This window comes from Mycobacterium neumannii, from assembly GCF_048452905.1.
Lineage (GTDB): Bacteria > Actinomycetota > Actinomycetes > Mycobacteriales > Mycobacteriaceae > Mycobacterium > Mycobacterium neumannii_B.
This window is the reverse complement of record NZ_JBCGVF010000006.1, coordinates 88,820-115,526: the sequence shown is the minus strand read 5'-3', so window position 1 is coordinate 115,526 and position 26,707 is coordinate 88,820. Positions and strand designations below refer to the sequence as shown.

Below are 26,707 nucleotides of genomic sequence, written 5' to 3'. Positions count from 1 at the left end.
TAACAATAGTCATGAGGTTACGAGCCCCGTAGCTCCGCTGACTGAAACCCCCCGAGCATGTCCGTCCGAGTGGTTCGATGGACCCTTGGGTACCGGTTGTCCGCAAGGGGTGGGGATGTGAAGCGACTCAACGGCATGGACGCCATGCTGCTCTACAGCGAGACGCCCAACCTGCACACGCACACCTTGAAGGTCGCGATCATCAACGCCGCCGAGTTCGACGGTGAATTCACCTTCGATCACTTCCGGCGAACCATCGCCCGGCGACTGCACCTGCTCGACCCGCTGCGCTACCGGCTCGTCGACATCCCCTGGAAGTTGCACCATCCGATGTGGCTCGAGGACTGCCCGGTGGATCTCGACTACCACCTGCGCCGTGTGCACGTGCCGAGCCCGGGTGGTCGCCGCGAGCTCGACGAGGTCATCGGCCGGATCGCCAGCACGCCGCTCGACCGCAGCCGGCCGCTGTGGGAGTTCCACTTCGCCGAGGGAATGGCCGACGACCGGTTCGCGCTCATCGGCAAGGTGCACCACACACTGGCCGATGGTGTGGCATCGGCGAATCTGCTTGCGCGGCTGATGGATCTCGCGGACGGCACGCAGCACGAGCACGAGGACTACGCCGTCTGTGACAGCCCGGGTCGCTCCGAGCTGATGAAGTTCGCGATGCGCGACCACGCCACGAACGTCGCCGCGCTGCCCACTCTCGCCCGTGACGCCGTCCGGGGGTTCACCAAGTTGCGGCGCCGCGCCAAAGAGCGCGCCGATCAACCGGACCTGGCGAAGATGTTCCGCACGCCGCCGACGTTCCTCAACCACGTGGTCTCGCCGGGACGCACGTTCGCCACCGCGTCGCTGTCGCTGGCCGAGATCAAGGAGACGGCCAAGCAGCTCGAGGTGACGTTCAACGATCTTGTGCTGGCCACTGCGGCGGGTGGGCTGCGAGAACTGTTGTTGCGTTACGACGGGCGCGCGGACCGTCCGTTGATGGCGTCGGTCCCTGTCAGCACGGACCTGTCCCCCGACCGGATCACCGGCAACGAAATCGGTGGGCTGTCGGTATCTCTTCCCGTTCACATCGATGATCCGCTCGAACGGGTCCGGCTGACCTCCCTGGCAACGGGGCGGGCCAAAGAGAACTATGAACTGCTCGGCCCCAAACTGCAGGGCCAGCTGATGGAATACCTGCCTCCCCCGCTGACACCGGCGCTACTGCGCTGGCAGAGCCAGCGCGCCAAGCACAATCCGCTGATGAACGTCGCGGTGTCGAGCGTGCCGGGACCGCGCCGACGCGGCCACATCGGCGGCGCCCCGGTGAGCGAGATCTACTCGATCGGCGTGCTCTCGGCCGGTAGCGCGTTCAACATGACGGTGTGGAGCTACGTCGACCAGGTGGACATCTCGATCCTGTCCGACGACCGAACCTTCAATGACATCCACGAAGCCACCGACGCCATGGTGCACGGACTCGACGAGATCCGCGCTGCGGCAGGACTTCCCGCCTTGTCCGTGGTGGGTACGGCGATGGCCCCGGCCCGAGCGGCCCGCTAGTCGACGCGGTCGAGAAGGTCCTTCCGCGCCACTTTGCCGGTGCTGCCGCGCGGCAGTTCGTCGAGGACGGTGATCTGCCGCGGCACCTTGTAGTTGGCGAGGTTGTCGCGGACGTGCTGCTTGAGGTCGTCGGGGCCGGCGCTTCCGCCGTCGTTCAGCACGACGAACGCGACGAGGCGCTGACCGTACTGCTCGTCGTCGACACCGAGCACCACCGCCTCCTTGACATCGGAGTGTTGGCCCAGCGTCTTCTCGACCTCGATCGGGTAGACGTTCTCGCCGCCGGAGACGATCATCTCGTCGTCGCGGCCGACCACGAACAACCGACCGGCCTCGTCGAGGTAACCGACATCCCCCGACGCCATGAACCCGTCGTGGAAGTCCTTGGTCTTGCCGGAGGTGTATCCGTCGAACAATGTGCCGCTTCGGACGAAGATCTGGCCGGTCTGCCCGGTGGGAAGTTCGTTGAAATCCGCGTCGTAGATGCGGATCTCGGTGCCATCGGCGGCGGTTCCTGCCGTGTCGGGCGCCGCTCGCAGGTCCGACGGCGTTGCGGTGGCGATCATCCCCGCCTCTGTGGCGTTGTAGTTGTTGTAGATGACGTCGCCGAACCGGTCCATGAACTTGATCACCACATCGGGACGCATCCGGGAACCCGAGGCCGTTGCGAAGCGAAGTGACTTGCCGCTGTAGCGATTCAACACATCGTCCGGCAGGTCCATGATCCGGTCGAACATCACCGGTACCACGACCAGGCCGGTCGCCTTGTAGCGGTCGATCAACTCCAGCGTCGCCTCCGGGTCGAATTTGCGCCGCGTGACGATGGTGCAGGCCAGCAGCGCGGAGAACAGCAACTGCGAAAAGCCCCACGCGTGGAACATCGGCGCGACGATGACGGTCGCCTCTTCGGCACGCCATGGCGTCCGGTCCAGAACCGCCTTGAGATCGCCTGCGCCGCCGCTGCCTTCACCGCGTTTGGCGCCCTTCGGGGTCCCGGTGGTGCCAGACGTCAGCAAGATGATGTCGCTCTTGCGTTCGGCCGGGGCGGGCTGCTTGCCGAGATTGGCTTCGATGAGCTGATCGAGCGTCGGGCCGTCGGTAACTTCGTCGGTCCAGGCGAGGATGCGCGTCGCGTCCGGCTTGTCTGCCATGGCCTGCTCGACGATCCCGGAGAACTCCTCGTCGTAGATGACGACGTCGGCACCTTCCCGATCGACCACCTCGGCCAGCGCCGGTCCCGCGAACGAGGTGTTCAGCAGCAAGACGTCGGCGCCCATCCGGTTCGATGCCACCAGCGACTCGATGAACCCGCGGTGGTTGCGGCACATCACGGCAACGGTTTTCGGCGTGCCGCCGGGAAGGTTTTGCAGCGCCGTGGCCACCGCGTCGCAGCGATCGTCGATCTGCTTGAAGGTCAGGGTGCCGCGTTCATCGACGAGCCCGGGACGGTCGGGGCAGCGCTGCGCGGCCGCGGCGAAACCGACCGTCGCCGTCATGCCCACGCGGCGCATCGCCGCACCCATCCGCAGGTATTTGTCGGGGCGCAGCGGAGCGATCAGGCCCGCCCGCCACAGCGTCTGCACGAGACCTAGGACGTCGGCCATCTCTCAGCCCAACACCGGGAATCGGCGTTCCGCGGCCAGCTCGTCGAGCGCGGCCTGCATCACCGAGCGCACGTGCTCGTCGACCTCCTTCACGTCCGGGTCCTCCCCGAACTGCTCGAGAACATCAATCGGCGGCAACACCCGCGTGGTGATCTTGGCGGGCAACGGAAGGTTCGGCGGGAAGAACACCGACACCCCGAACGGGAATCCGACGCTGATCGGCAGGATCTCGGCGCGCAGCCGCTTGAGGCCGATGCGCCGGGCGATCGAGTCGCCCCGCGCGAGAAACAGCTGCGTCTCCTGAGCGCCGACCGAAACCATCGGCACGATCGGGACACCGGCCTCGATCGCGGTCCGGACGTAGCCCGTACGGCCGGCGAAGTCGATCACGTTCTCGCTGAACGTCGGCCGGTAGGAGTCGTAATCCCCGCCGGGGAACACCAGGACCACCGCGCCTTCACGCAAGGCCTTCGCCGCGTTCTCCCGATTAGCCCCGATGACGCCCGCGCGCCGCAGCAACGTGCCAACCGGCCCGACGAATATGGCGTCGTGCCCAAGCGTGTACACGGGGCGGTCGAAGCCGAACTTCTCGTAGAAGGCGGGCGCGAAGATCAGCACGTCCGGCGTCAGCATGCCGCCCGAGTGGTTGGACACCAACAGCGCCCCACCGGCAGCCGGCATGGCGTCGACGTCGCGCACCTCGGCGCGGAAGTACCGCCGGATGAGCGGGCCGACCGTGTTGACGATGCCGCGGGTGAACGCCGGGTCCCACTTGGCGACTTCCGGCTTCTGCGCCCCATTGCTGTTCATGGCGTACCTGTCATACCCCGCGCCGCCCCTCCCCTAGACCTGAACATGCTACTTTCGTAAAAAGAGAATGTCATATTCGCAGGTGGGAGGCAGGATGGCGGCGGTATTGGTGACCGGCGGCTTCGGCCTGGTGGGGTCGGCGACCGTGCGCAGGCTCGCGGAACTCGGACGCTCGGTGGTGGTGGCCGACCTGGAGACCCCCGCGAACAGGAAAGCACAGGCGAAACTCCCGCGGGGCGCCTCGGTGCGATGGACCGACCTGACCGACGAGGCTCAGGTGCAGCGACTTGTCGCCGACACCGCGCCCGAGGCGATCATCCATCTGGCCGCCGTGATCCCGCCGCCGATCTACAAGAACTCCAACCTTGCCCGGCGCGTCAACGTCGAGGCCACCGCCACGCTGGTGCGCGTCGCCGAACAACAACCGACGCCGCCGCGCTTCGTGCAGGCGTCGAGCAACGCGGTCTACGGTGCGCGCAACCCCCACACGGCGAGCGCGCCCGTGCGGGCCGATGACCCGATGCGGCCGTGCGACCTGTACAGCGGCACCAAGGCGGAGGCCGAGGCGATCGTGCGGGCATCGAAACTGCCATGGGTGGTTCTGCGTCTCGGTGGTGTGCTGAGCACCGATCCCAACGCGATGCCGATGAGCGCCGACGCCCTGTACTTCGAGAGCCTCCTTCCGACCGACGGCCGATTGCACACCGTCGATGTCCGCGATGTCGCGTGGGCCTTCGCCGCGGCGACCACCGCCGACGTCGTCGGGGAGATCCTGCTGATCGCCGGCGACGACTCGCACCGGATCCGCCAGGGCGACGTGGGCGCGGCGCTGGCGGCGGCCCGAGGCCTGCCCGGGGTACTGCCGCCCGGCAGACCCGGCGACCCCGAGCGTGACGACACATGGTTCGTCACCGATTGGATGGACACGACGCGCGCGCAGGAAGCGTTGCGGTTCCAGCATCACTCGTGGCCCGACATGAAAGCCGAGGCCGCCGCCAACGCGGGCTGGACGCGGTACGCGATGCGGTTGCTGACACCGCTTGCGCCGCTTGCGCGCGCACTGCTCGCGCGACGGGGCGCATACCGCAACACACCCGGCAAGTACGCGGACCCGTGGGCGGCGATCCGCGCCCGGCTGGGCGAGCCGGCGTGGGATCGACCCCGCGATCTGACCTGACCGCCTAGTCTTCGGCGGGTGGAGACGTTCAACGGCCGCGCAGCGGTCATCACCGGCGGCGCAAGCGGCATCGGTTTCGCCGCCGCGCAAGAGTTCGCCCGGCGCGGGGCGCGCATCATGTTGGCCGATATCAACCGCTCGGCGTTGGATGAGGCGGTCGCGAGGCTGCGCTCTGACGGCGTCGACGCTCACGGCGTGGTGTGCGACGTCCGCAAACTCGACGAGGTCGTCGTGTTGGCCGATGAAGCTTTTCGGGTCTTCGGCGCCGTGCATGTGGTGTTCAACAACGCCGGGATCGGGTTCGCCGGGCCGATCTCGGAAGCCAGCCACGACGACTGGCGTTTCGTGATCGACGTGGACTTGTGGGGGCCGATCCACGGCGTCGAGGCGTTCTTGCCGCGGTTGATCGCCCAGGAGGCCGAGAGCCACATCATCTTCACGGCTTCATTCGCGGGGCTGATTCCGAACGTCGGGCTTGGCCCGTACTGCGTTGCCAAGTACGGCGTCGTCGCACTGGCCGAGACGTTATCCCGCGAGGTGCGCGCCAACGGGATCGGGGTATCGGTGCTGTGTCCGATGATCGTGGAGACCGATCTGGTGAACAGCAGCGAGCGTGTGCGGAGCTCCGAGTACGGACCGGCCACGTCGTCGTCGGCCGACGGTTCACAAATGTTGTTGGAGCCCACCGACCCGCTGGTCCAGGTCGGCGACGTCGCCCGGCTCACCGCTGAGGCGGTACTGGCCAACCGGCTCTACGTGTTGCCGCACAGCGCGGCTCGCGGTTCGATCCGCCGTCGCTTCGAGCGCATCGACCGCACATTCGAGGACCAGTCCGCCGCCGGCTGGACGCACTGACGCGCTCACCCCGGCGGGCCGAGCGTCGGCCTGCCCGTCTGCGGATGGTGATACCAGCCGCCCGCGGCGTGGGTCCCGCCGTCGACGTGGATGGTCTGGCCGGTGATGTAGCTGGCCATATCGGAGGCGAGAAACACTGCGGCGCTAGCGACTTCGTCGACATGACCCGGTCGGCCCATCGGTATGCCGGGGGCGATGTCGGGGTTCAACGTCCCGCCGGAGATCTGCATCAGCCCCTCGGTCAGGGTGAGGTCCGGGGCGAGCGCGTTGACCCGGATGCCGTGCGGGGACAGTTCGAACGCCGCGGTCTGCGTGTAGTTGATGACGCCTGCTTTGGCCGCGGCGTATGCGGCGTATCCCGGTGCGGCGCGCACACCTTCGATGGACGTCACGTTGATCACGCTGCCGGGGCTGCCCGCCGCCGCGAGACGGCGTGCCACCCGCTGGGTGCACAGCAGAACGTGACGGAGGTTGGCCTTGTACAGCGCATCCCAGCCGTTCTCGGTGGTCTCGAGCATCGGGGAGAAAAAGGTGCCACCGGCGTTGTTCACCAGAATCGACACCTCGCCGAGCTCGCCGACGGTGGACTCGAGCGCGGTGTCCACCTGCGCGCTGTCACGCACATCGGTGACGAGACCCAGCGCGCCGATACTTTCGGCGGTCGCGGCGCAGGTGTCAGGGTCGCGCTCCCAGATCGCGACGGACGCCCCGAAGGCCGCGAGCCCTTCGGCGATTCCCCTGCCGATGCCCGCGCCACCGCCCGTGACGACCGCGACGCGCCCGGTCAGCAGGATGTCCGACGGATCGATTGCCACGGGTCGAGTCAACCAGTTTTGGTTGTGCGAATGGTGAGACCCGCGGGAGCCGATCCGATGACCGCCTGCTCCTCCAGTTCCGCGATCTCGTCCTCGCTGAGCCCGAGACCGGTGAGGACCTCGCGGTTGTGCTGTCCCAGCAGCGGGGCGGGGCTGTGGTGGAAGCTGCGCACCGACGCCAGGCGCATCGGCAGCGTGCTGTGCCGCGCCGTCGGGTTGACCGGATGGTCGACCTCCTCGTAGAAGCCGCGGTGCACCAGCTGCGGAAGGTCGCCGACACGGTGCGGTTGCATCACCTTGGCCACCGGAACACCTGCCGCCCAGAGCGTTTCGACGATCTCGCCACCGCTCCGGTCGGCGCACCACGCGCTCAGGTGCTCGTCGATGGTGTCGTGGTGGCGGCGCCGCCCGTCGACCGTGGTCATCTCGTCGGTCGCCCACGCCGGGCACGCGAGGGCGTCGACCAGGCCGGCCCACTGCTCGTCGGTGGCCACCGCGATGGCGACCCAGTCGTCGGGGCGACCGAATTCGTCGAGTTCACTGGTGCGGTACAGGTTCTGCGGCGCCGCGGTCGGTCCCCGGTTCCCCTGGCGTTGCAGCAGGTTTCCGTATGCCGAGTACTCGATGACCTGTTCAGCGGCGACGTTGAGCGCGGCATCGACCATGGCGGCCTCGATCCGGACGCCCTCCCCGGTCCGTCGCCGGTGCGCCAGCGCGAGTAGCAGAGCGTTGAGGCCGTGCACACCGGCGTTGGGGTCGCCGACGGAATACGGTTCGACCGGGTTCTGATCGGGATGGCCGGTCAACCAGGTGATCCCTGAACAGTCCTCGATCACGTAGGCGAACGCCGGCTTGTCGCGCCACGGCCCGTCGAGCCCGAAGCCCGGCATGCGCATCACGATCGCGTCGGGGCGCAGCCGGTGCACGGCATCGAAGTCCAGACCGATCTGGTCGAGCACGCGCGGGGTGTAGTTCTCGACGACGACGTCGCAGGTCGTGATCAGCCGGCGCAGCAGTTCGACGCCGCGCTCCGTCCGGATGTCGAGCGTGACGCTTTTCTTGTTGGTGTTCAGGCCGGAGAAGATCGGCGAGCGCTCCCACCACTGCTCCTCGGTGATCGGCACCCCGGCGATGAGCCGCGTGCCGTCGGGCCGCGCCGTCGATTCGACGTGGATCACCTCGGCGCCCAGTAAGGTCAGCATGTGGGTGCACGACGGGCCGGCCCAGAAGCTCGTCATATCGAGCACCCGTAGCCCCTCGAACGGTGTTCGCGAAACTAACCCCAGGGTCGTATCCCCGGCGGAATCGCGACCCTGTTGTACCGTTCGCGGAAGCAACCCCAGGGTCGCGTCCCCGGCGGAATCGCGACCCTGTTGTACCGTTCGCGAACGGTACAGATCGGTGTGCTCGCCGAGCCGGGGCGCGGGCTGTGGCTCGCGCAGCAGCGACGGTGTGGTGCGGTACGGCGGCCCGGGCTGGGTGAAGCCGTCGCGCGGATTGGTGACGAACGTGCCGCGTTCGACGAACTGGTCGAAACCGGTGACGGTGGCGCCGTTTCCGACGGGTGCATTCGGAATCCGAAACGCGCTCGAGAGCTCGAGGATGTCCTCGACGCGGTTCTCCCGCACCCACCCGTAGATCTGCTCGGCGTGGATGTTGGCCTGTTCGGTGATCGACAGATCGCCGCCCTCGTCGATCCACTCGTCGTGGCCGACCATCGCGCACAGGTCGAACCACTGTTGCGCGGTGCCGCACCCCAACGCCACCAGCCCGTCGGCCGCGGACGCGACACCGGGGACGGTCAACCGGCGGCGGTCGCGGAACGGACGCCCGAGCGCGTCGTTGAACGACACCGAATAGTAAGTCAGGCAGAGGATCTGGGCTTCGAGGATCGAGACGTCGACCAGGCCCGACGCCGCCGTCGTGGTGCCCGCGGCCGCGTACGCGCCCGCGAGCCACTCCCCGATCTGACCCGCGACGAACAGCGGCGCGCGATCCGGGGCTCCCCGACCCAGTCCGATCACGCCGCCCGACCACGCCTGCAGCGTGAACTCGGTGGCGGGTTTGTCGGCCCAGGGTCCGTCGAGCCCGAACGGGGTGATCGCGGTGACGGTCAGGTGACCGTAGGCGTCGGCCAGCGCGGCCGGGGCGAACTCGCCGAGCTCCGCCACCTCCGACCCGCGCGACCACACCACCGCGTCGGCCGACCGCACCAGCGCGCGCAGCACCTCGAGATCGTCGGCGCGCTGCGGGTCGACGACGACGCTGTGTTTCGAGCAGGCCAGGAAGCTGAACAGTGCCCCGTCGGTGCCGGGCTCGATGTGCGCACCGGACGCGGACCAGCTCCGCAGCGGATCGCCCTGCGGCGACTCGACTTTGATCACGGTGGCGCCGCCGTCGGCGAGCAGTTTGGTGGCGTAGGCGCCCGCGATTCCGCTCGACAGGTCAACGATGGTGTACTCGTCCAGCGCCGGCACTAATCCTTCTTTCTGCGGTTGGCCTTGCTCAGCCGGAACTCGGGCGGGAACTTGTCGTCGTTGTCGTTGACGGCGTCCGCGAGGCCCACATCGATCGCATCGGCGAGCATGAAGTCGTCGCCGTCCGGCCGCGCCGCGCCGCCCATCGACTCGAACATCGCCGACAGCAGGCTGCCGAGGTATTCGCCTTGGAACTGCTTGACCACCTCGAAGAACATCTTCTGCTGAAAGACGCTGTCCACCGGCCGGTTCCGTGCGCACGCGTGGGCGTACTTGGCGACCTCGTCCTCCAGCTGGTCGCGCGCCACGACCTTGTTGAGGAAGTTGCAGGCGAGCATCTCTTCGGCGGTGAACGGGCGACCGGTGAACACCATCTCCTGGAATGGCCGCAGCCCCATGGTCATCACCCAGGTCCACATCCGCGGGCCCCAGCCGAAGTACCGGAACGACGGATGGCCGAACAGCGCGTCGTCACTGGAGATCACCAGGTCCGCGTCGGCGCACTGATAGAAGTGCCAGCCGTAGCAGTAGCCCTTGGCCTCGACGATGCTGATCTTCTTGAGTTCCTGCAACGCCCGGTTGCCCGCAGCGGCGTTGGCGTACCACTGCCCCATCGTCGCGCCGTGCCGAAACGAACCCTTCGGCGGATAGGCGACGGCCGGATCGTCCACCCTCAGCTCGGCCAACCGAGCTGACTCGTCGCCATCCATGAACTCCGGCAGGTCCGCGCCGCTGCCGAGATTGTCTCCGACACCGCGGATCACGACTACCTTCACGTCGTCGTCAACGGTGGCGCCCCGCAGCAGGTCGGCGTACCGCAACCGCGCGGCCGACGTCGGCGCGTTCAGGTACTCCGGCCGGTTGAACGTGATGGTCGCGATCTTGGTCGCCGGGTCCTTCTCGTAGAGGACGATTTCCTCAGGGGCGGGCCGACTCCCGGTATCCGACATGTCGCGTCAACCGATTCCGACGCCCGCACCACTCCAGAGCGGGCTGGAGGTCAGCACCTCGGCCCCGTCGGCGGTGACATGCACGGCATCGCGGCTGAAGACGGCCCCCACACCCTGCTGCCAGACGTAGCCACTGACCGCGAGCACCATGCCGGGTTCGAGCAGTTCGTCAGCGATGGTGGACCGCAGGGCCGGGGTCACGACGGGCGAGTCGTAGCCCAGGCCGAGGCCGTGGGCGACGGGCATCGAGGGCAGCGGCTCGCCGGCCGCCTCGTAGGCGGTGAGCAGCCCACTCGCGGGACGACCCGCCCGGCACGCGTCCAAGAGGTTGTCCCACAGCCGGTTCCAGCGATCGTAAAGCCGCGGGACCGCTGATCCTTCCACCTCGCCGACGGGCCACGTGCGGCCGACTTCGCCGACGTAGCCGTCGGCCAGGGCACCTGCAGAGAACGCCACCAGATCGCCGTCTTCGATACGGCCGTCGCTGCGGGCTCGCCGCCACGGGTGTTCCTTGCTGGTCACCCAGGCGCCGTCCTGGGTGGCGGGCGTGGTGACCCCGCCGGCGGCCATCGCTTCCATCAGCGCACCGGTCAGCGACTTCTCGGTCGTTCCGGCCGCCAACTCGGCTCGGGCGGCGTCCAGCGCCGCGTCGGCCACGCTGAGCGCGCCGCGGAGCACCGCGATCTCGTCGGGAGTCTTGATCCGCCGGGCCGCCCGCAGCGCCGGCTCGGCGTCGACGAGTTCGGCGTTGGGAAACGCCATCGGCAGCAGTTGCGCGAATGTCGGTGTCAGCGAATCGGTTCCCACCCGCTTGGCGGTGGCGGCCCCGGGCAGCGCCTTGAGCACCTCGACGAGTGTCATCGGATTCCACGCCAGCCCGTAGAGGTGGTCGTGGGGAATCTCGTCGGGGATGCCCTCGTCCCAGGTGCTGTTGAGGTGTATTTCGCCGGTCGAGCGGACGACCTCGCAGATCGGTCCGAACGGCCGGGTGCCCGCCACCCACAACTGCGGGGCACCGGTCACATAGCGCACATTGGCCTGCCGGCCCAGCACCAGGATGTCGATGTCGCGTTCTTTCATCTGGGCCAGCGCGCGCTCACGGCGACCGCGCCGCAGATCGGCTGCGTCAGGCAGAATCTCGAGTGCCATTCAGTTCAGTTCCGTCCGTAGGGGGCGTAGGGGTAATCGGTGATGGACTGATAACCGTCGTCGGTGATGACCACGATCTCCTCGCTTCGATAGCCACCGGTGCCGTCCTCCCACACCACGGGTTCGAGCACGAGCAGCATCCCGGCCGGGAACACGAAGTTGTCGTCGAATTCCTCACCGAGATCCGTTCCGATCATCGGCATTTCGGCGGCGTTGGTGCCGATGCCGTGACCGAGGTAGAAGTGCGGTAGCCACGGCTTGGCGCCGCCGTTGGCGGCGATCCCCGCGCGGGCCAGGTCACCGCTCGTGGCGCCGGCCTTGATGACCGACAGCACGGCCGACAGGATTTCCCGCCACTTCTCGTACTGCGCCTGCTGACGGTCGTCCGGCTCGTCGCCGACCAGCCAGGTGCGGCCGAAGTCGGAGCAGTATCCCTTGTAGGTGATGCTGACGTCGGTCCACAACACGTCGCCGCGTTCGAGTTCGCGTTCGGTGGTCAGCAAGGGCAGCGCCAGGTCTCCGGTGGTGGTCCAGACCGAACCGCTGGTCTTCGTCGTGGGCATCACCTGCCAGATGGCCTCGAGCATGTTGGCCGTCGCGCCGAGTTCGAACGCACGCCGGACGAACGCCGCCGAAAGGTCGACCTGCCGAACGCCGGGGGCAAGCGCCTTCTGCACATCGACCATCGCCTCTTCGGTGATACGGCAGGCGGTTCGGACGCACGAGATCTGATCGGGCGTCTTGACCAGCTTGGCCGGCCCGACGACCTGCGCGGCGTCCGACGGAGGGCCCGACGGGAACAACGTTGCCGACGCGCGGCGCATGGCGCCGGTGAGCTCGTCGACCGCGACCTTGCCTCCGGCAGGAACCAGATCGGCCAGCACCTTGGCGAATTGTTCGACGCCCTCGTCGAATTCGAGGTACAACGGCCCGTGCACATGATCCTCGGGCACCTCGCACTGCGATGACGACCCCTCCCGCAACGGCATGAACAGGTGCGGATGCGGGTCGTCGGCGAGCACGATCGCCACCGGGCGTTCCACGTGTGAGAGCCCGGCGTCGAGCAGCGGCCAGCTGACGCCGGTCGCATATACGACGTTGCCGTTGCCGAGCAGGACGAGCGCGTCGACACCCTTGTCCTTCATCGAGTCGCGCAGCCGCGCACCGCATTCGCGGTACATCCGGGCGAGGTCGGGAACGTCCGGAATGTCGATCGATGCCGATTGCGGTGCAAATGTGGTCACGAGATCCCCAGGAAGTTCTTGATGTTGGTGGACACGATCTTCACGGCGTTCTCGGGTCCGACTGCGTCCACGACCGTCTTCAGCGATTTCTCCGAATAGCCGAATGTGGACTCGTTGTGCGGATAGTCCGACGACCACATCACGTTGTCGACGCCGATCTTGTCGATGAGCTCCAGGCCGAGTGGGTCGACCATGAACGATGCGCACATGTGGTTGTCCCAGTAGTGCCGCACGGGATGCTCGAGCTGGTGATTGAACATGTGCCGGTACGACGCAAGCATGTGCTCGGCGTCCTGCAGAGCCGTTGGCACCCAGGCGATCCCGCCCTCGAACCAGCCGATCTTCAAAGCCGGGTGACGGTCGAGGATGCCGGAGAACACGTACTTGGCGAACTGCTCGCGGAACGAGTCGACGTTGACCATCATCCCGACCACGACGCTGTTGTGCTGGCACGGCGTCTTGGGCGGTGTTTCACCGATGTGATGGCTGACCGGCACGCCTGCGGCCTCGATCTCGTCCCACACCGCGTCCATCTCGGTGCTGCCGTAGTCGTAGATGTTGCCGTCGTCGTCCTTGCCGGGATTGAGCGGCAGCAGGAACGTCCGCAGCCCCAGCGACTTCAGTTCCTCCAGCGTGCTCCTGGTGCCCTTGGGATCCCACCAGTTGATCAGCCCGACACCGTAGAAGTGGCCCTTGCTGCGTTCCTGCAGATCGGCGATGTGCTCGTTGTAGATCCGGAAAACGCGCTCGCGCAGCGCCTTGTCCGGATAGTGGAACAACGCCAGCACCGCGTTGGGGAACGCCAGCTCCTTGTCGATACCGTCCTCTTTGAGCTCACGGACGCGGGCCTCGATGTTGTTGGACGCCGCTCCGGCGAGGTCGTCGTACTGCATGAGCACGCGACCGAAGTCGCCGCCGGTCCAGGCCTTGCCCTTCATGCCGACCATGTACGCGCCGTCCTCGTACCAGATGCGTGGCGCGGCGCCCTTGAGCTCCTCGGGGAAGCGGTCGTAGAAGATGTCGTCGGCCACCGAGATGTGGTTGTCCGCGGAGAAGATCTCGGTGCCGGTGGGCAACCCGAAATCGCCTGTGGCGTGCCCCTTGCGGTGCTTGGGGGCGCCGAAACCCTCCGGAGGATACAGGGTGGCGGTAGTTGGTGCTGACATCGTTGACACTCCAATCGGGCTGGGGAACGGACCTGACTACCAGGTCACCGGAAGTTCGTAGACGCCGTAGGCGAGCCGGTCGTGCTTGAAGGGCACATCCTCGAACGGCACGGCCAGCTGCAGCGTCGGTATGCGTCGCAGCAATGTGTGGAACACGATCTGCAGTTCGGCACGGGCAAGCTGTTGACCGACGCACTGATGCCTGCCGTAGCCGAAGCCGAGCTGCTGGCCGGCGTCGCGGCTCAGGTCGAGCTTGTCCGGTTCGGGATAAGCGGTCGCGTCCCAGTTGGCAGGCGCCAGGTCGAGAATGATGCCCTCGCCCGCACGGATCGTCTCACCGGCGATCTCGATGTCCTCGATCGCGACGCGGCGCTGGCCGTTCTGGATGATCGACAGATAGCGCATCAGCTCCTCGACCGCGTTGGCGATGAACTTCGGATCGTCGGAATCCCGCAGCAGCGCGGCTTGTTCGGGGTTCTCCAGCAGCGCCAACACGCCGATACCGATCATGTTGGCGGTGGTCTCGTGGCCGGCGATGAGCAGGCCGGTGCCCAGCTGCGCGGCCTCCTTGACGCTGATCTCGCCGGCGTTCACCCGCTCGGCGAGGTCGGACACCGCGTCTTCCGACGGGTTCTCCATCTTGGCCTTGACCAGATCGCTGAGATATTTGGCCAGGCTCATCGCACCCTTCTGCCCGTCCTCGGCCGAGGCGTAGCGGGCCAGGCCGACATTGGCGTGGTGCTGGAAGAACTCGTGGTCTTCGTAGGGCACGCCCAGCATTTCGCTGATGACCCGGGTGGGCACCGGCAGTGCCAGCTTGGTGACGATGTCGGCGGGCTGCGGACCGGCGAGGATGTTGTCGATGCACTCGTCGGTCACCTCCTGGATGGCCGGTCGCAGTCCCTCGACCCGCTTGAAGGTGAACGGCTTGGACAGCATCCGGCGGAACCGGGTGTGCTCCTCGGCGTCGGAGGTGAACACCGAGCGCGGCCGTTTGTACACCGTGGACAGCATGTGCTCGTTCCAGTGCGGGAAGCCCTCGATCCGGTCGTCGACACTGACCCGGGAATCGGCGAACAACTCGCGGGCCACCGCGTGCCCGGTGATCAGCCACGGAGTGGTGCCGTTCCAGATCCGCACCCGCGAAAGCGGTTTGACCTCACCCATCTCGAGCATCTGCGGCGGCGGGGCGAACGGGCAGCGGGCGTCGCGCTCCATCGGGTATTCGGGGATATCCGCGGAGACGTCGGGGGTTCCGGTCAAGGTCTCAGACATTCAGTCCTTCTCATTCCTCGATGTGGATGGCGAGTGCGGGGCAGGCCGCCGCCGCCTTGCGGGCGTCGTCGGCCTGGTCGTCCGCCGGGCTGGCGTTCAGCAGGACCACGACACCGTCGTCGTCGCGCTGGTCAAAGATTTCGCTTGCGTTGAGCACGCACTGACCGGATGACACACACTTGTCTTGATCGACAGTCAGTTTCATGATGTCGGGTGCTCCGTGACAGGCGCCTGCCACAACCCGACGATCGCGTCGATGAGCCCGGACGCCGCTGAGTTCCAGGTGGTGCGCGGCATGTCGGCCCCCTCGGCGAAGGCACGTTCGAAATCGGCGCAGGTGTGCATCATCAGGTTGCGAGCCATGATGTTTCGTTCGGTGACCACCGCGGGCGGCAGGTCCGGCAGGCAGCGGGTGATGCCGACGACGACGCGTTGCACTGACGGCGACTCCAGAGCGCCCTTCACCACGATCTTGTGATACTCGGGGTCGGCCAGGGCCTGCGCGGCGAAGCGCGCGTACCACGTCGGGGTCCCGATCTGGGCCAGGTGTTCGGTGAGCGAACGCACCAGGCAGGCGACCCAGTCGCGCAGATCGGTCGAGTCGCCGATCTCGCCGACCATCCGCGACAGCAGACGCTCGGTCGACACGCGGTGCTTCTGCTCGATGGCCCGCACCAGGTCGGCCTTCGTGCCGAAGTGGTAGCCGACCGCGGCATTGTTGCCTTGTCCTGCGGCCTCACTGACCTGACGGTTCGATACCGCATAGACACCGTGCTCGGCGAACAGTCGCTCGGCGGCGGCCAAGATCGCTTCCCGCGTGGTGCTGGCTCGTTCGGTGCGCACGCTTCTGGCAGTGGTCACCGTCACAGTCAACCGCTCCCAGGCCCTTAAGTCAAGCGACTGATTTAAAGTTGTCATGGCCGTCATGACTTCGGTTTGCGGACGATCACCTTCCCGGCACTGGTACCGCCGTCGATGGGAAGGACGGTTCCGGTGACATACCGGGAACGGTCCCCGGCGAGGTACAGCGCGGCCTCGGCGACGTCGTCGACGGTGCCCTCGCGTTTCAAGGGCCGGTCGTTGCGCATCTGTTCGCGAATCTTGGCCTCAAACGCCTCGAGCCGTTCGAGGTCCTCCCCCGTCGCCGACTTGCGCACGATCGCGGTCCGGATGTTGCCCGGGGCGAGCGCGTTGACGCGAACCTCGTAGTGGGCCAGGTCGATCGCCGCCGATTTGGTGAACTGGATGACGGCGGCCTTCGACGCCCGGTACGTCATCACTCCACCGCCGGCCTGGATGCCGCCGATCGAGGTCAGGTTGATGATCGACCCGCCGCCGTGTTCGGACATGTGCCGGGCCGCATCGCGCGTACCGGCCATGACTGCAAGCACGTTGATGGCCATCACCTGGTGGAAGTCGGCGAGGTCGTCGTCGAGGAACTTCGGGAACATCTTGCCCGAGACGCCCGCGTTGTTGACCATCACGTGCAGCCCGCCGAACTCCTCGACCGCGGTGGAAACCAGACGGGTCACCTGCTCGACCTCGGCCACATCGGTCTCGACGAAGCGGACGGACTTGCCGAGGTCGGCGACGAGTTGGGCGCCGCCCTCGCGGTCGATGTCACCGACGACCACCTTGGCGCCCTCGGCGCAGAACCGCCGCACCAACCCTTCACCGAGTCCGGACGAGCCGCCGGTGACGACCGCGACCTTGCCCTCGAGTTCGCCGGTCATGCCGCCCCTTCGTGTAAGTCGGCCAGAAAGCCGAGCAGTAGTTCGTTGACCGCGTCCGGTTGTTCGATCTGCGGGCAGTGCCCGGCCGCGTCGATCACCGCGGAGCGGCCCCCGCGGATCTGTCCCGCGATCTCGGCCGCCCATCCCCGGGGCAGCAGCTTGTCACCGCCACCCTCGACCACCAGAGTCGGCACGCTGATGCGCTCGTAGGCGCGCGCGCTCGAAGGCAGCGGTGGGGCCTCCAGGCCGGGGCGCCGAAACCGCGCCGCCGCCAGTGCTTCCCACGCACCGGGCGCGATGCTGGCTTCGTAGCGACGCTGGACGTATGCCTCGTCGTTGGGGTAGGAGGCGTCGTGGAAGAGCGCGGTGACGATCCGGCGCATCCCCGCGAACGTCGCGTCATAGTCGTACAACGCGGCCGAGTGTTCGTTGCGCTGGATCTCGCCGCCTCCGCAGATGGTGACCAGGCTGCGGGCGGGCAGCACCGGCGCCTCGGACGTGGCGTCGACGAACAGGTTCACCGCCCCCATCGAATTGCCCACGAAATGCGCCGATTCGGCACCGACGACCTCGCAGAACCGCGCGATGTGCCGGATCCGCATACCGCGGCCGTCGTTGAAGTCGATGACCTTCGCCGATTCACCGAACCCGAGCATGTCGAGCGCGAGCACGCGGTAGCCCGTGGCGAGCGCGGCGATGTTGTGCTCCCAGCCGATCTCGGCGCCTGCGCCGAACTCACCACCGTGCAGCAGGACGACCGGATCCCCTTGTCCGGCTTCGAGATAGCCGGTCACGAGCCCGTCGACCAGCACCGACTTGCGTTGGGGCTGTGTCACGCCGTCTCCCGGGCGGCCTTGGCGAAGAACAGCACCTGCGTGGCGAGCATGTCCAGCTGGTTCTGGGTGGCGTCATGGATCAACTCCCCTGCCGCGTCCCAGATCTCGTCGGCGGAGTTGATGGCCACGCCGAGCGGAGTCGGCCACGCCCGCAGCGCGTGCCCGATGGACCGCAACTGCCCAAGCGTGTTGACCGCCGCCTGCCAGCCGTATGCGCAGCTGATACAGCCCCACGGCGTGTTGTCCAAGTAGACGCGGGCGTCCTCGCGCAGGTCCTCGATGTAGTCCAGCGCGTTCTTCACCAGTCCTGAGATCGCTCCGTGGTAGCCGGGCGAGCCGACGACCACGGCGTCCGCATCGCGCAGCGCGCTGACCAGTTCGAGGGCCGCAGGAGTGCGCTCCAGCGAGTGCGGGGCGTACATCGGTAAGTCCAAGTCGGGTCCCGCGAACAGCCGCGTCCGCCCGCCCTGCTGCTCGACGGCCGCCAGGCAGTACCGCAGCGCGCGTTCGGTCGATGAATTCGCCCGGAGGGTCCCGCCGAGTCCGACGACGAACGGCCCACCGCCGGTTCTGGTGCTTGCAGTCATTTCCTCACCCACTACTTGATTGCGATCGGGCTGACGGGTGCGCCCACCGCGCCAACGACTTTCAACGGCGGGGCGATCAACTGGAACTCGTAGACACCGTCGGCGGCACAGTCGGCCGCCAGGCCGGTGAGGTCCCAGTACTCGCCGAACATCAGGCCCATGTCGCGCAGGCAGATCATGTGCATGGGCAGGAACGTGCCTTCCACTCCGTTGGCCGGATCGGGATCCTCGACCATGAGATTGTCGGCAGCGACCGCGGCGACATCGTGGTCGTGCAGCCATCGAGCGCACGTCCAGTCCAACCCGGACCCCGGCTCGGCGCCGTCGCCGGTCGACAGGAACCGCGTCCACCACCCGGTGTGCACGACGACGATGTCCCCGGGGGTGATCGTCACGCCCTGGGCTTTGGCGATGTCGTCGAGTTCTGCCGGTGTCACCGGATTTCCGGGCTCGAGAAAGACGTCGGCGCCGCGGTGCTTGACCACGTCGAGCAGCACACCCCGGGAGGTGATGCCCTTGACATCGACCTTCTCGATCCCCAGTCGAAACGCCCCGAAACTGGTCACCGAATCCGCGGGGAAACCGTTGTAGAGCTTGTCCTCGTAGTAGACGTGAGAGATCGCGTCCCACTGCGTGGCCGCCTGCAGCGGCATCACGATCATGTCGTCGTTGAAGCGGAACGGGTTGTCCACGAAGAACTCGCTGAGCTGGTGGGCCACCGAGTTGCGCAGCCACTGAGGACCGTACTGCGCCAGGGTGTTCGCGTCACCGCCGTCCACCGTCATCACATGGGTGGGGTTCGGCCGGAACTGGAACGCGCCCTGCGGGCCGTTCGATCCGAAGTCGCCCCCGAGCGGAATCACCGTCCCCTTCTTCACGAGTGAGGCCGCTTCGGCGACCTTGTCGGGCGTGATGAAGTTCAGCGTGCCGAGCTCGTCGTCGTCACCCCAACGGCCCCAGTTGCGCACGTCGTCTGCGACGCGACGGAACTCCTTCATGCTGGCCATGGATTGCCTTTCGCCGTGCCGACTTTCACTTCACCGCCGCCGAACCGATCCCGCGAGGTCCGTCTCTCCCGTGGTCCCGCCGTCCACCCAGATCACCTGGCCGGTCAGATAACTGGCCGCCCTGCTGTTGAGGAAGGTCAGGACGCTGGCCTGCTCGGCCGGCTCCGCGGCCCGGCCCAGCGGTGTCCGGAAGGAGTCGAGGAACGCCTGGCCGTACGCGCTGCGCAACTGGTCGAGGATCGGGGTGTCGGTCACCCCGGGTGCGGTGCAGTTGATGCGAATCCCCCTGGCGCCCAATGCGTTGACCTGTGCCATGCCGTAGAGGATGATGGCCTCCTTCGACAGCCGGTAACCGCCGCCGTCGGCCAGCGCTTCGGGATGGCGCTGACACCATTCGATTCCGGCCTCGATCGAGTCCGTGTCGACCAGCCCGGCGGTGACCGGAGCGTTCTGCCGGTACGCCGATGCCGCAAGCGATGACACGTTGGCGATCGCCGACCCGGCGCGCATCCGCGGCACCAGCGCCTCGGTGAACCGCCGGGTGCCCAGGAAATTGATCGTCACGACCCGCAGCGGGTCCTTGATCCCCGACGACACCCCGGCGACGTTGAACAACGCGTCTATCGGTTCGCCGACGGCGTCGGCCGCCCGCTCGATCGACCCCGGATCCGACAGATCGAGTTCCACAAAGGCGCCAACGGGGTCGGTCGGCGGTTTGATGTCGAGTCCGATCACCTCGGCACCGAGGTCGGCGACCTGACGGGCGACGTGAGCACCGATGCCCGAGGCGCATCCGGTGACGACCACCCGACGCCCGTCGTAGCGCCACAGTTCGTCAGTTCGGCCCATGGCTCATCTCTGGCCGGCGCCCGTCACTGCGCACTCTTGGCGTCCGCATCGGGGTTGCGGCTGGCCCACCCTTCTCCTGACTTGAGTTTGGCGGCCGCCGCCTCGATACCGGCGTTCATCTCGTCCATCGCCAGCGACACCTCGTTGGCCGTGTAGTTCTGGCGGCCGGTCGGCAGTCCGCCGAACGCATAGCTCTCGTCGAAGACGGGCGCCTGCGACGGTTGCCGTCGCGCTTCGACCTTCTCGATGATCGGCTCGAGCCGTTTGGCCTTCTCCGCGCGCGCCTTCTCGTCGCGTTCGATGAACTCGGGCAGCACCTCCTTGCCCATCAGTTCGATGGACTCCATCGTCTCTTCGTGCCTGCGCGGGGTCAGCAGCAAGATCAGCTCGTCGACGCCGCTTTCCTCGTAGCCGCGCAGGAAATTGCGCACCGTCTTCGGGCTGCCGATCGGGCCGCGGTCGGGCCCGTAGACGATGCTGGGGTCCTTCTCGATCTCTTCGAGGTGCCGCTTCCACACCCCGGTCCGGCCCGGTGTGTGCATGCCGGTCATGTAGTAGTGCATGATGCCGAACGCGAAGAAGCCGCCGCCCTTGCCGAGCCGTTCGATGGCCTGTTCGTCGGTGGGCGCCACCATCATCGACAAGTCGCCGCCGATGGCCAGGATGTTCGGGTTCATCTGCGGGGTGACCGGCGCGCCGTTCTCTTCGAACTCCTTGTAGTAGCCGTTCACCCGCTCGGTCAGCGGACCCGGCCCCGTGTAGGCGAAACTCAATGCGCCCAGGCCCTTCTGGGCGGCCATGGCCACCGACGCGGGCCGGGTGCACGCCACCCAGACGGGCGGGTGCGGCTTCTGCAGCGGCTTGGGCACGACGTTGCGCGGGGGCATCTCAATGTGCTCACCCTTGAAACCGGTGAACGGCTCCTCGGTCATACAACGGATCGAAACCTCCAGCGCCTCTTCCCACATCGCGCGTTTGTCGGCGGGGTCCACACCGAAACCGCCCAGTTCGCCGACCGACGACGACTCGCCGGTGCCGAACTCGACCCGTCCATTGGAGATCAGGTCCAGGGTCGCGACCCGCTCGGCGACACGAGCGGGGTGGTTCACGACCGGCGGCAGGTGCATGATCCCGAAGCCCAGGCGGATGTTCTCGGTCCGCTGGCTCGCCGCGGACAGGAAGATCTCGGGCGCAGTGGAGTGGCAGTACTCCTCCAGGAAGTGGTGCTCGGTGAGCCACACCGTGGAGAAGCCGGCCTTGTCGGCGAGCTCCACCTCGTCGAGACCGTCCTGGAAAAGCTTGTGCTCGTCGTCTTCGCTCCACGGCCGCGGCAGTGGGAATTCGTAGAACAGCGAGATCTTCATTTCGTTACCTTCCGATGTGTATCGAGTGTCGAATCGGTACTAGTGCCGGTCTGAATTCCAGAACCGGACAGCTGCTCGGAGATGTGCTTGGCCGCGACATAACCGAAGGTCATCGCGGGGCCGATGGTGGCGCCGGCGCCCGCGTAACTGCGACCCATCACCGCGGCCGACGTGTTGCCGACCGCGTAGAGGCCCTTGATCACGCCGTCGTCGGCGCGCAGCACCCGGGCGTACTCGTCGGTGCGCAGCCCCCCGGAGGTGCCCAGGTCGCCCAGGATGATCTGAAACGCGTAATAGGGCGGCTTACCCAGCGGGTGCAGGTTCGGGTTCGGCAGCGTGGGGTCACCGTAGTAGTTGTCGTAGGCCGAGTCGCCGCGGTTGAAGTCGTCGTCGTGGCCGTTGCGCGCCAGTTCGTTGAATCGCTCGGCGGTCTGGCGCAGCTGGGCCGGCGGAACGCCGATCTTGCCGGCGAGCTCCTCGAAACTGCTGCCCTCGTGCACGACACCGGATTCCAGCCACGCCTTGGGCACCTTCCAGCCGGTCGGCACGGGCGCGAACGGGATCTTCGGAATTGGCAGATGCCCGGCGACCACGTACCGGTGAAACGACCGGATGTCGGTGATCAGCCAACACGGAATGTGCGTGACCCCGCTGTTGTGGCCCTCGATCATCGCGTGCGCGAAGTCCATGTAGGGCGCCGCCTCGTTGATGAACCGCTTACCCGCACCGTTCACCACGAACTGAGACGGCATCATGCGTTCGTTGAGCATGAACTGCAACCGCCCATCAGGCCAGCAGATCGCGGGGAACCACCAGGCCTCGTCGAGCAGATCGGTCGATCCGCCCACCTTCTCCCCTGCCCGGATGGCATCGCCCATGGACGCCGGATTGCCGAAGCTCCAATCCTTTTCGAGAAGCGGTAGGTGCTGCCGGCGCCACTGGATGTCGTGATCGAATCCGCCCGCGGCCAGGATCACGCCGTGCCGGGCCCTGATGCGCTGCTGGTGGCCGTCACGCTCCACCACCGCGCCGATCACCGCTCCGTCGACATCGGTGATCAGTTCGCTCATCGGCGAGTCGAGCCACAGCGGGACGTCGTGTTGTTTGAGCGCCAGCCGCATGCGGGCGGCCAGCGACTGGCCGATGGCCGCCATCCGGTCCCCGAAGACGCGTGCACGGAACATCCGCCAGATCAGCTTGACGAGAACGGCTTTGCCGCGCCAGTTCTGGCGGACCTGGTAGAACAACCGAAGGTCCTTGGGCGCGAACCAAATACCCTTCGGTGCCAGCGCGAGCGGCTGCAGCAGGTGCTGCTCCTCGTCGCCGAGCTTGCGCAGGTCGATGGCGGGTACGTTGATGGTGCTGCCCTGCGCGGACCCGCCCGGCAGCTCCGGGTAGTAGTCCGCGTAGCCCGGCTTCCACACGAATTCGAACCACGGGCTGCGCTTTTCGAGGAACTCCATCATCTCTGGAGCGGTGTCGACGTACTGGCGCAGACGCGCGTCGCTGACCAGGCCGCCGGTGATCTGGCGTAGGTACTCCACGACACCGTCGGGATCCGGCACGTAACCCGCCTTGCGCTGCGCCGGTGCGCCGGGCACCCAGATACCGCCACCCGACAGCGCGGTGGAACCACCGAAGTGCGCCGACTTCTCGACGATGAGCGTGTCCAGGCCGAACGCGTCGGCGGCCAGTGCCGCGGTCATTCCGCCGCCACCTGAGCCGACGACGAGCACATCGACGGTGTGGTCGAACTTGCTGTCAGACATCCAGAACCGCCGTCCTGATCGCGAACCCTGCGATCAATTCCGGTGCCGCCCGGTAGAACCGCTGTTCGGTGCGGTAGGGACCGTGCGCGGCAAGTGCGGCGAAAGCCGCGATCCACGTGCGTACTTCGTGCGCGGAATGGCCGGCCTCGCGTTCGATCCAGTCGTTGGACCAGCCGTCCACCTCGGCGAGCCGGTTGTTGTCGATCAGCTCCAGGAAGGCCGCGTCCCAGTCCGGATTCAGCGGCTGCAACGGACTCTCGCCGTGCGCGAACGCCTGCGCGGCGTCCATCACCGCGACCTGGCGGGCCTGCCGCTGCTCCGGTGTCATGGGTACGCCGTGCACGATCCGATCCAGCGCCGTCGGCGGCGCGGTCGCCAGCGTGGGCACCGGCGGATCGTGGGACAGTCCACCGGATCCCACGACGAGGACACGCTTGTCGAGCGTCGCGAGATATGTGCCGAGCGCGGCTCCGAGCGCCCGCACCCGGCGCACCGGCCCGAGCGGGGTGGCCACCGAGTTGATGAAGACGGGGATCACCGGCACCGACGCCGCATCCCCGAACAGGCTCTGGAGCGGTTGGACGGTCCCGTGGTCGACGTCCATGCTCGCCGAGATCGCGACGTCGATCCCTGATTCGAGAACCGCTCGGGCGCAGTCGGTCGCGACGTCCTCGGGCACGTTCAACGGCCCGGCGTGCGAGCCGTAGTCACCGACACCCTGTGCGGCCGTGCCGATGCAGAACGGCGGCATCGTCCGATAGAAGAATCCGTTGTAGTGGTCCGGCGAGAAGATCACGACGAGTTCGGGGGCGTACGCGGTGACAAACCGACGTGCCTCGGATATCGCCGCCTCGATGTCGTCAAGGAGTTCCCGTGACGGTCCCGGAAGGTTCAGTAGCGGGCTGTGCGACATGCAGCACAGGGCCAGTGTGCCCATGAGAACCGGAGCCTCCTCCCTGGGTCAGACACAGAACGTCGAAAAGAGATTCGCTGAGTTCGGCGGCGCGCTGGGCGATGCAGGCGCCGGCGATGCAGCGGTCGGGACGCAGGAACAGCACCGAGTCGGTGTAGGTGTCGAACCACGCCTTGAGCGCGCCGGTCCTGTCGCCGACCACCACCACATCGTCGTCGTCGTGCCCCGGCCAGCGCAGCTGTGTCATCGGACGCGCTTCGATGAACTCCGCACCCAACGCCTTCCACCGGTGAAACGCGTTGTCGCCGAGGATCGCTCGCAGGTTGTTGCTCCAGCACAGCACCGCGAATCCCGGTCCGAGCACGTCGTCGAGAAGCACGTTCTGCTCCGTGCGGGTGTCGACGCGCGGCTGGATGAACAGCGTGCCCGTCGGCGAGACCGCGCCGGCGGCACCGGCACCCGGTGCGGAATGGAACACCGCACCCTGTTGATAGCGCGGCATCGGCTTGAAGCGCATCTCGAGCACGTAGCGCTTCAGCGACGGCACCACCGAGGCGGCGTGAATGACCCGGTCCCGCAACGCGGCGACCCTGCGGTTCGTCGGCGAAATCACCCGACCGACCATGGTGGACAGGTCGATCATCGCGCGGGCATGTTTGCGGCGCTCGACGTCGTAGGTGTCCAGCAGGGCGTCATCGGCCTGTCCGCTCACCACCGCTGCCAGTTTCCAGCCCAGGTTGGCCGCGTCGCGGATACCGCTGTTGTATCCCTGCCCCTGCCAGACCGGCATCAGATGCGCGGCGTCGCCGGCCAGCAGCATCCGGCCCTTGCGGAACGAACCCGCGATGCGCGAGTGGTGGGTGTATACCCGGTGGCGGATCATGTCGACCCGCTCGGGATACGGAACCCGTTGCGCCAACATCTTTCTGACGAACGCCGGATCGTCGGCCTGTTCGTCGGTCTCGTGAGGATGGATCAGGAACTCGAAGCGGCGGATGCCGTGGGCGATCGAGATCGACACATAGGGGCGCGCCGGGTCGGCGCCGACCTCACTGTTCGGATGGCCGAGCGGATCGTTGGCGACGTCGACCACCAGCCAGCGCGTCGACGACGTGGTGCCATCGAACGACACACCCATCAGCCGGCGGGTGGCACTGCGGCCGCCGTCGCACCCGACCACGTACCGGGCCGTGACCGTCGGCTTGCCGCCGGCGAACTGAACCGTCACCGCGTCGTCGGCCTCGACGCACGACTCCATCCGGCACCCGAAGCGGACCTCCACGTGTTCGAATCGGTCCAGGCCGCCGAACAATTCGGCGTCGACCATCGGTTGCACGAAGCCGTTGCGCTTGGGCCAGCCGAAGCGGGCGTCGGGCGGTGCCATCTCGGCGAGCAGCCGTCGGTTGGCGTCGAAGAACCTCAAGATCTGGTTGGGCACGGTGTGCGGCAGCACCCGGTCGACCAGGCCGATCGACTGGAACGTCCGCAGCGCCTCGTCGTCGAGGCCGACACCGCGGGGGTAATCGATGAGCGTGTCGCGTTCCTCGACGACAAGCGTCCGAACCCCGTGCAGCCCAAGGATGTTGGCCAACGTCAGACCGGATGGTCCTGCGCCGACGATGACGACGTCGACGTCGGTCGTCGTCATAGCCGCCCCAAGAGGAAGTCCAGGTGCAGCCGATTGAACGTCTTGGGGTCCTCGTACTGGGGCCAGTGACCGCATCCGGGCATCACCTCGAAGCGCGCGCCCGGGATCATGGAGGCGATGCGTCGCCCCTCGGTGACGTCGGCCGTGGGATCGTCGCTGGTCCACACCACCAGGGTCGGCGCGGTGATCGATCCGTACTCGTCGGGCCCGAGGAGGTTGCGTGCGCGGATGTCCGGATCCTGCAACGCCATGATGTCGCGCATCGCCGCGACGAACCCGGGTTGCCGGTACACCCGCTGCCTGCTCGCGACGATGTCGTCGTAATCCTTGCTCTTGTCGGCCATCAGCCACTTGATGCGGGCCTGCACCGTTTCCCACGTCGGGTTCTCGGCGGCGGCCATGGACAGCGTGATGATCCGCTTCATCACCTCGGGATCGGCCTGCGAGCCGCCCGCCGTGTTGAGCACCAGCCGGTCCAACCGATCGGGGTGGTCGACCGCGAATCGAGCGGCGACCCATCCACCGAGCGACTCGCCGCTGATGTGGGCGCGGTCGGCCCCGACCGCGTCGAGGAACGCCAGCAGGTGGTCCACATAGTGGCGGACTTCGAGCGGATGCCCCGGTTTGTCGGTGTAGCCGTGGCCGAGCATGTCGATCGACCAGACCGAGAAGTGTTCGGCGTGCGCCTCCAGGTTGCGCACGTACGCCTCCGCATGCCCACCGGAGCCGTGCAGGAAGACGAGCACCGGCTTACCGGAGTCACCGGCGTGCAGGTATCGGGTGCGGGTTCCACTGGCGTCGAGGTAGCCCTGAGAGAACGAAACGCCCTGCAGATCGCTCCACACGCTCTCGAATTCGGCGACCTCCGCACGCCCGTCGGCCGCCGCGGACGCCACCAGCGAATCCGGCTCAGACACGCTTACCCTCT

At 67.1% G+C, this 26,707-nt stretch carries 24 protein-coding genes; 3 read left to right on the top strand and 21 right to left on the bottom strand.

The window, feature by feature from the left end:
* Positions 1 to 117: 117 nt before the first annotated feature.
* The gene (locus tag AAHH99_RS18310; RefSeq protein ID WP_418769986.1) at positions 118 to 1,551 is read left to right on the top strand and encodes a WS/DGAT/MGAT family O-acyltransferase; all 1,434 of its coding nucleotides are present in this window, start codon (positions 118 to 120) and stop codon (positions 1,549 to 1,551) included.
* Here the strand turns inward: AAHH99_RS18310 and fadD12 are convergent.
* Together fadD12 and AAHH99_RS18300 are read right to left on the bottom strand one after the other, a co-directional pair.
* The gene (gene fadD12, locus AAHH99_RS18305; RefSeq protein WP_418769985.1) at positions 1,548 to 3,155 is read right to left on the bottom strand and encodes an acyl-CoA ligase FadD12; all 1,608 of its coding nucleotides are present in this window, start codon (positions 3,153 to 3,155) and stop codon (positions 1,548 to 1,550) included. The genes AAHH99_RS18310 and fadD12 overlap by 4 nt on opposite strands.
* A gap of 3 nt (positions 3,156 to 3,158) precedes the next feature.
* Complete coding sequence (locus tag AAHH99_RS18300; protein ID WP_064412928.1) at positions 3,159 to 3,965, bottom strand: lysophospholipid acyltransferase family protein; 807 nt, start codon at positions 3,963 to 3,965, stop codon at positions 3,159 to 3,161.
* 94 nt (positions 3,966 to 4,059) lie between these two features.
* On the opposite strand from AAHH99_RS18300, the gene AAHH99_RS18295 reads away from it, so the two are divergent.
* The gene (locus AAHH99_RS18295; protein ID WP_418769984.1) at positions 4,060 to 5,142 is read left to right on the top strand and encodes an NAD-dependent epimerase/dehydratase family protein; all 1,083 of its coding nucleotides are present in this window, start codon (positions 4,060 to 4,062) and stop codon (positions 5,140 to 5,142) included.
* Positions 5,143 to 5,160: 18 nt separating this feature from the next.
* On the top strand, positions 5,161 to 5,997 hold the full coding sequence (locus tag AAHH99_RS18290; protein WP_418769983.1) for an SDR family NAD(P)-dependent oxidoreductase: 837 nt from the start codon (positions 5,161 to 5,163) through the stop codon (positions 5,995 to 5,997).
* A 5-nt stretch (positions 5,998 to 6,002) separates the two neighbouring features.
* Here AAHH99_RS18290 and AAHH99_RS18285 read toward each other — a convergent pair whose 3' ends face one another.
* From AAHH99_RS18285 to AAHH99_RS18195, 19 genes are read right to left on the bottom strand one after another with little or no spacing between them, the layout of a single operon-like run.
* Positions 6,003 to 6,812, bottom strand: coding sequence for an SDR family NAD(P)-dependent oxidoreductase (locus AAHH99_RS18285; protein WP_418769982.1), 810 nt, complete (start codon positions 6,810 to 6,812; stop codon positions 6,003 to 6,005).
* A gap of 8 nt (positions 6,813 to 6,820) precedes the next feature.
* Positions 6,821 to 9,289 carry a CoA transferase gene (locus tag AAHH99_RS18280; RefSeq protein ID WP_418769981.1) on the bottom strand — a complete coding sequence of 823 codons (2,469 nt, stop codon included), beginning with the start codon at positions 9,287 to 9,289 and terminating at the stop codon, positions 6,821 to 6,823.
* A complete protein-coding gene (locus AAHH99_RS18275; RefSeq protein WP_418769980.1) occupies positions 9,289 to 10,239 on the bottom strand; it encodes an enoyl-CoA hydratase/isomerase family protein in 951 nt (316 codons plus the stop codon). The genes AAHH99_RS18280 and AAHH99_RS18275 overlap by 1 nt, the downstream gene beginning before the upstream one ends.
* A 6-nt stretch (positions 10,240 to 10,245) precedes the next feature.
* Complete coding sequence (locus AAHH99_RS18270; protein WP_418769979.1) at positions 10,246 to 11,388, bottom strand: M24 family metallopeptidase; 1,143 nt, start codon at positions 11,386 to 11,388, stop codon at positions 10,246 to 10,248.
* Positions 11,389 to 11,393: 5 nt separating this feature from the next.
* Positions 11,394 to 12,569, bottom strand: coding sequence for a M24 family metallopeptidase (locus tag AAHH99_RS18265; protein WP_418770263.1), 1,176 nt, complete (start codon positions 12,567 to 12,569; stop codon positions 11,394 to 11,396).
* A gap of 59 nt (positions 12,570 to 12,628) precedes the next feature.
* Entirely contained in the window at positions 12,629 to 13,798 is a 1,170-nt protein-coding gene (locus AAHH99_RS18260; RefSeq protein ID WP_418769978.1) for an amidohydrolase family protein, read from the bottom strand.
* A gap of 36 nt (positions 13,799 to 13,834) precedes the next feature.
* Complete coding sequence (locus AAHH99_RS18255) at positions 13,835 to 15,073, bottom strand: cytochrome P450 (RefSeq protein ID WP_064346518.1); 1,239 nt, start codon at positions 15,071 to 15,073, stop codon at positions 13,835 to 13,837.
* Positions 15,074 to 15,083: 10 nt separating this feature from the next.
* A complete protein-coding gene (locus AAHH99_RS18250; RefSeq protein WP_064346517.1) occupies positions 15,084 to 15,278 on the bottom strand; it encodes a ferredoxin in 195 nt (64 codons plus the stop codon).
* Positions 15,275 to 15,991, bottom strand: a complete 717-nt coding sequence (locus AAHH99_RS18245; RefSeq protein WP_064346552.1) for a TetR/AcrR family transcriptional regulator — start codon at positions 15,989 to 15,991, stop codon at positions 15,275 to 15,277. Before AAHH99_RS18245 ends, AAHH99_RS18250 begins: the two co-directional genes overlap by 4 nt.
* 5 nt (positions 15,992 to 15,996) lie before the next feature.
* The gene (locus tag AAHH99_RS18240; RefSeq protein ID WP_064412917.1) at positions 15,997 to 16,806 is read right to left on the bottom strand and encodes an SDR family NAD(P)-dependent oxidoreductase; all 810 of its coding nucleotides are present in this window, start codon (positions 16,804 to 16,806) and stop codon (positions 15,997 to 15,999) included.
* Complete coding sequence (locus tag AAHH99_RS18235) at positions 16,803 to 17,642, bottom strand: alpha/beta fold hydrolase (protein WP_418769977.1); 840 nt, start codon at positions 17,640 to 17,642, stop codon at positions 16,803 to 16,805. Before AAHH99_RS18235 ends, AAHH99_RS18240 begins: the two co-directional genes overlap by 4 nt.
* The gene (locus AAHH99_RS18230) at positions 17,639 to 18,229 is read right to left on the bottom strand and encodes an NADPH-dependent FMN reductase (RefSeq protein ID WP_418769976.1); all 591 of its coding nucleotides are present in this window, start codon (positions 18,227 to 18,229) and stop codon (positions 17,639 to 17,641) included. Before AAHH99_RS18230 ends, AAHH99_RS18235 begins: the two co-directional genes overlap by 4 nt.
* 11 nt (positions 18,230 to 18,240) lie before the next feature.
* A complete protein-coding gene (locus AAHH99_RS18225; protein WP_418769975.1) occupies positions 18,241 to 19,236 on the bottom strand; it encodes a cyclase family protein in 996 nt (331 codons plus the stop codon).
* Positions 19,237 to 19,266: 30 nt separating this feature from the next.
* Positions 19,267 to 20,085, bottom strand: a complete 819-nt coding sequence (locus tag AAHH99_RS18220) for a coniferyl-alcohol dehydrogenase (RefSeq protein WP_418769974.1) — start codon at positions 20,083 to 20,085, stop codon at positions 19,267 to 19,269.
* 23 nt (positions 20,086 to 20,108) lie between these two features.
* Positions 20,109 to 21,449 carry an LLM class flavin-dependent oxidoreductase gene (locus tag AAHH99_RS18215; RefSeq protein ID WP_418769973.1) on the bottom strand — a complete coding sequence of 447 codons (1,341 nt, stop codon included), beginning with the start codon at positions 21,447 to 21,449 and terminating at the stop codon, positions 20,109 to 20,111.
* The gene (locus tag AAHH99_RS18210) at positions 21,446 to 23,218 is read right to left on the bottom strand and encodes an FAD-binding protein (protein ID WP_418769972.1); all 1,773 of its coding nucleotides are present in this window, start codon (positions 23,216 to 23,218) and stop codon (positions 21,446 to 21,448) included. Before AAHH99_RS18210 ends, AAHH99_RS18215 begins: the two co-directional genes overlap by 4 nt.
* On the bottom strand, positions 23,211 to 24,131 hold the full coding sequence (locus AAHH99_RS18205; RefSeq protein WP_067386490.1) for a 3-carboxyethylcatechol 2,3-dioxygenase: 921 nt from the start codon (positions 24,129 to 24,131) through the stop codon (positions 23,211 to 23,213). The genes AAHH99_RS18210 and AAHH99_RS18205 overlap by 8 nt, the downstream gene beginning before the upstream one ends.
* Positions 24,079 to 25,779, bottom strand: coding sequence for a bifunctional 3-(3-hydroxy-phenyl)propionate/3-hydroxycinnamic acid hydroxylase (locus AAHH99_RS18200; RefSeq protein ID WP_418769970.1), 1,701 nt, complete (start codon positions 25,777 to 25,779; stop codon positions 24,079 to 24,081). Before AAHH99_RS18200 ends, AAHH99_RS18205 begins: the two co-directional genes overlap by 53 nt.
* Positions 25,776 to 26,675 (bottom strand): alpha/beta fold hydrolase, encoded by a 900-nt coding sequence (locus AAHH99_RS18195; RefSeq protein WP_418770262.1) that lies wholly within the window; start codon positions 26,673 to 26,675, stop codon positions 25,776 to 25,778. The genes AAHH99_RS18200 and AAHH99_RS18195 overlap by 4 nt, the downstream gene beginning before the upstream one ends.
* Positions 26,676 to 26,707: the final 32 nt, after the last annotated feature.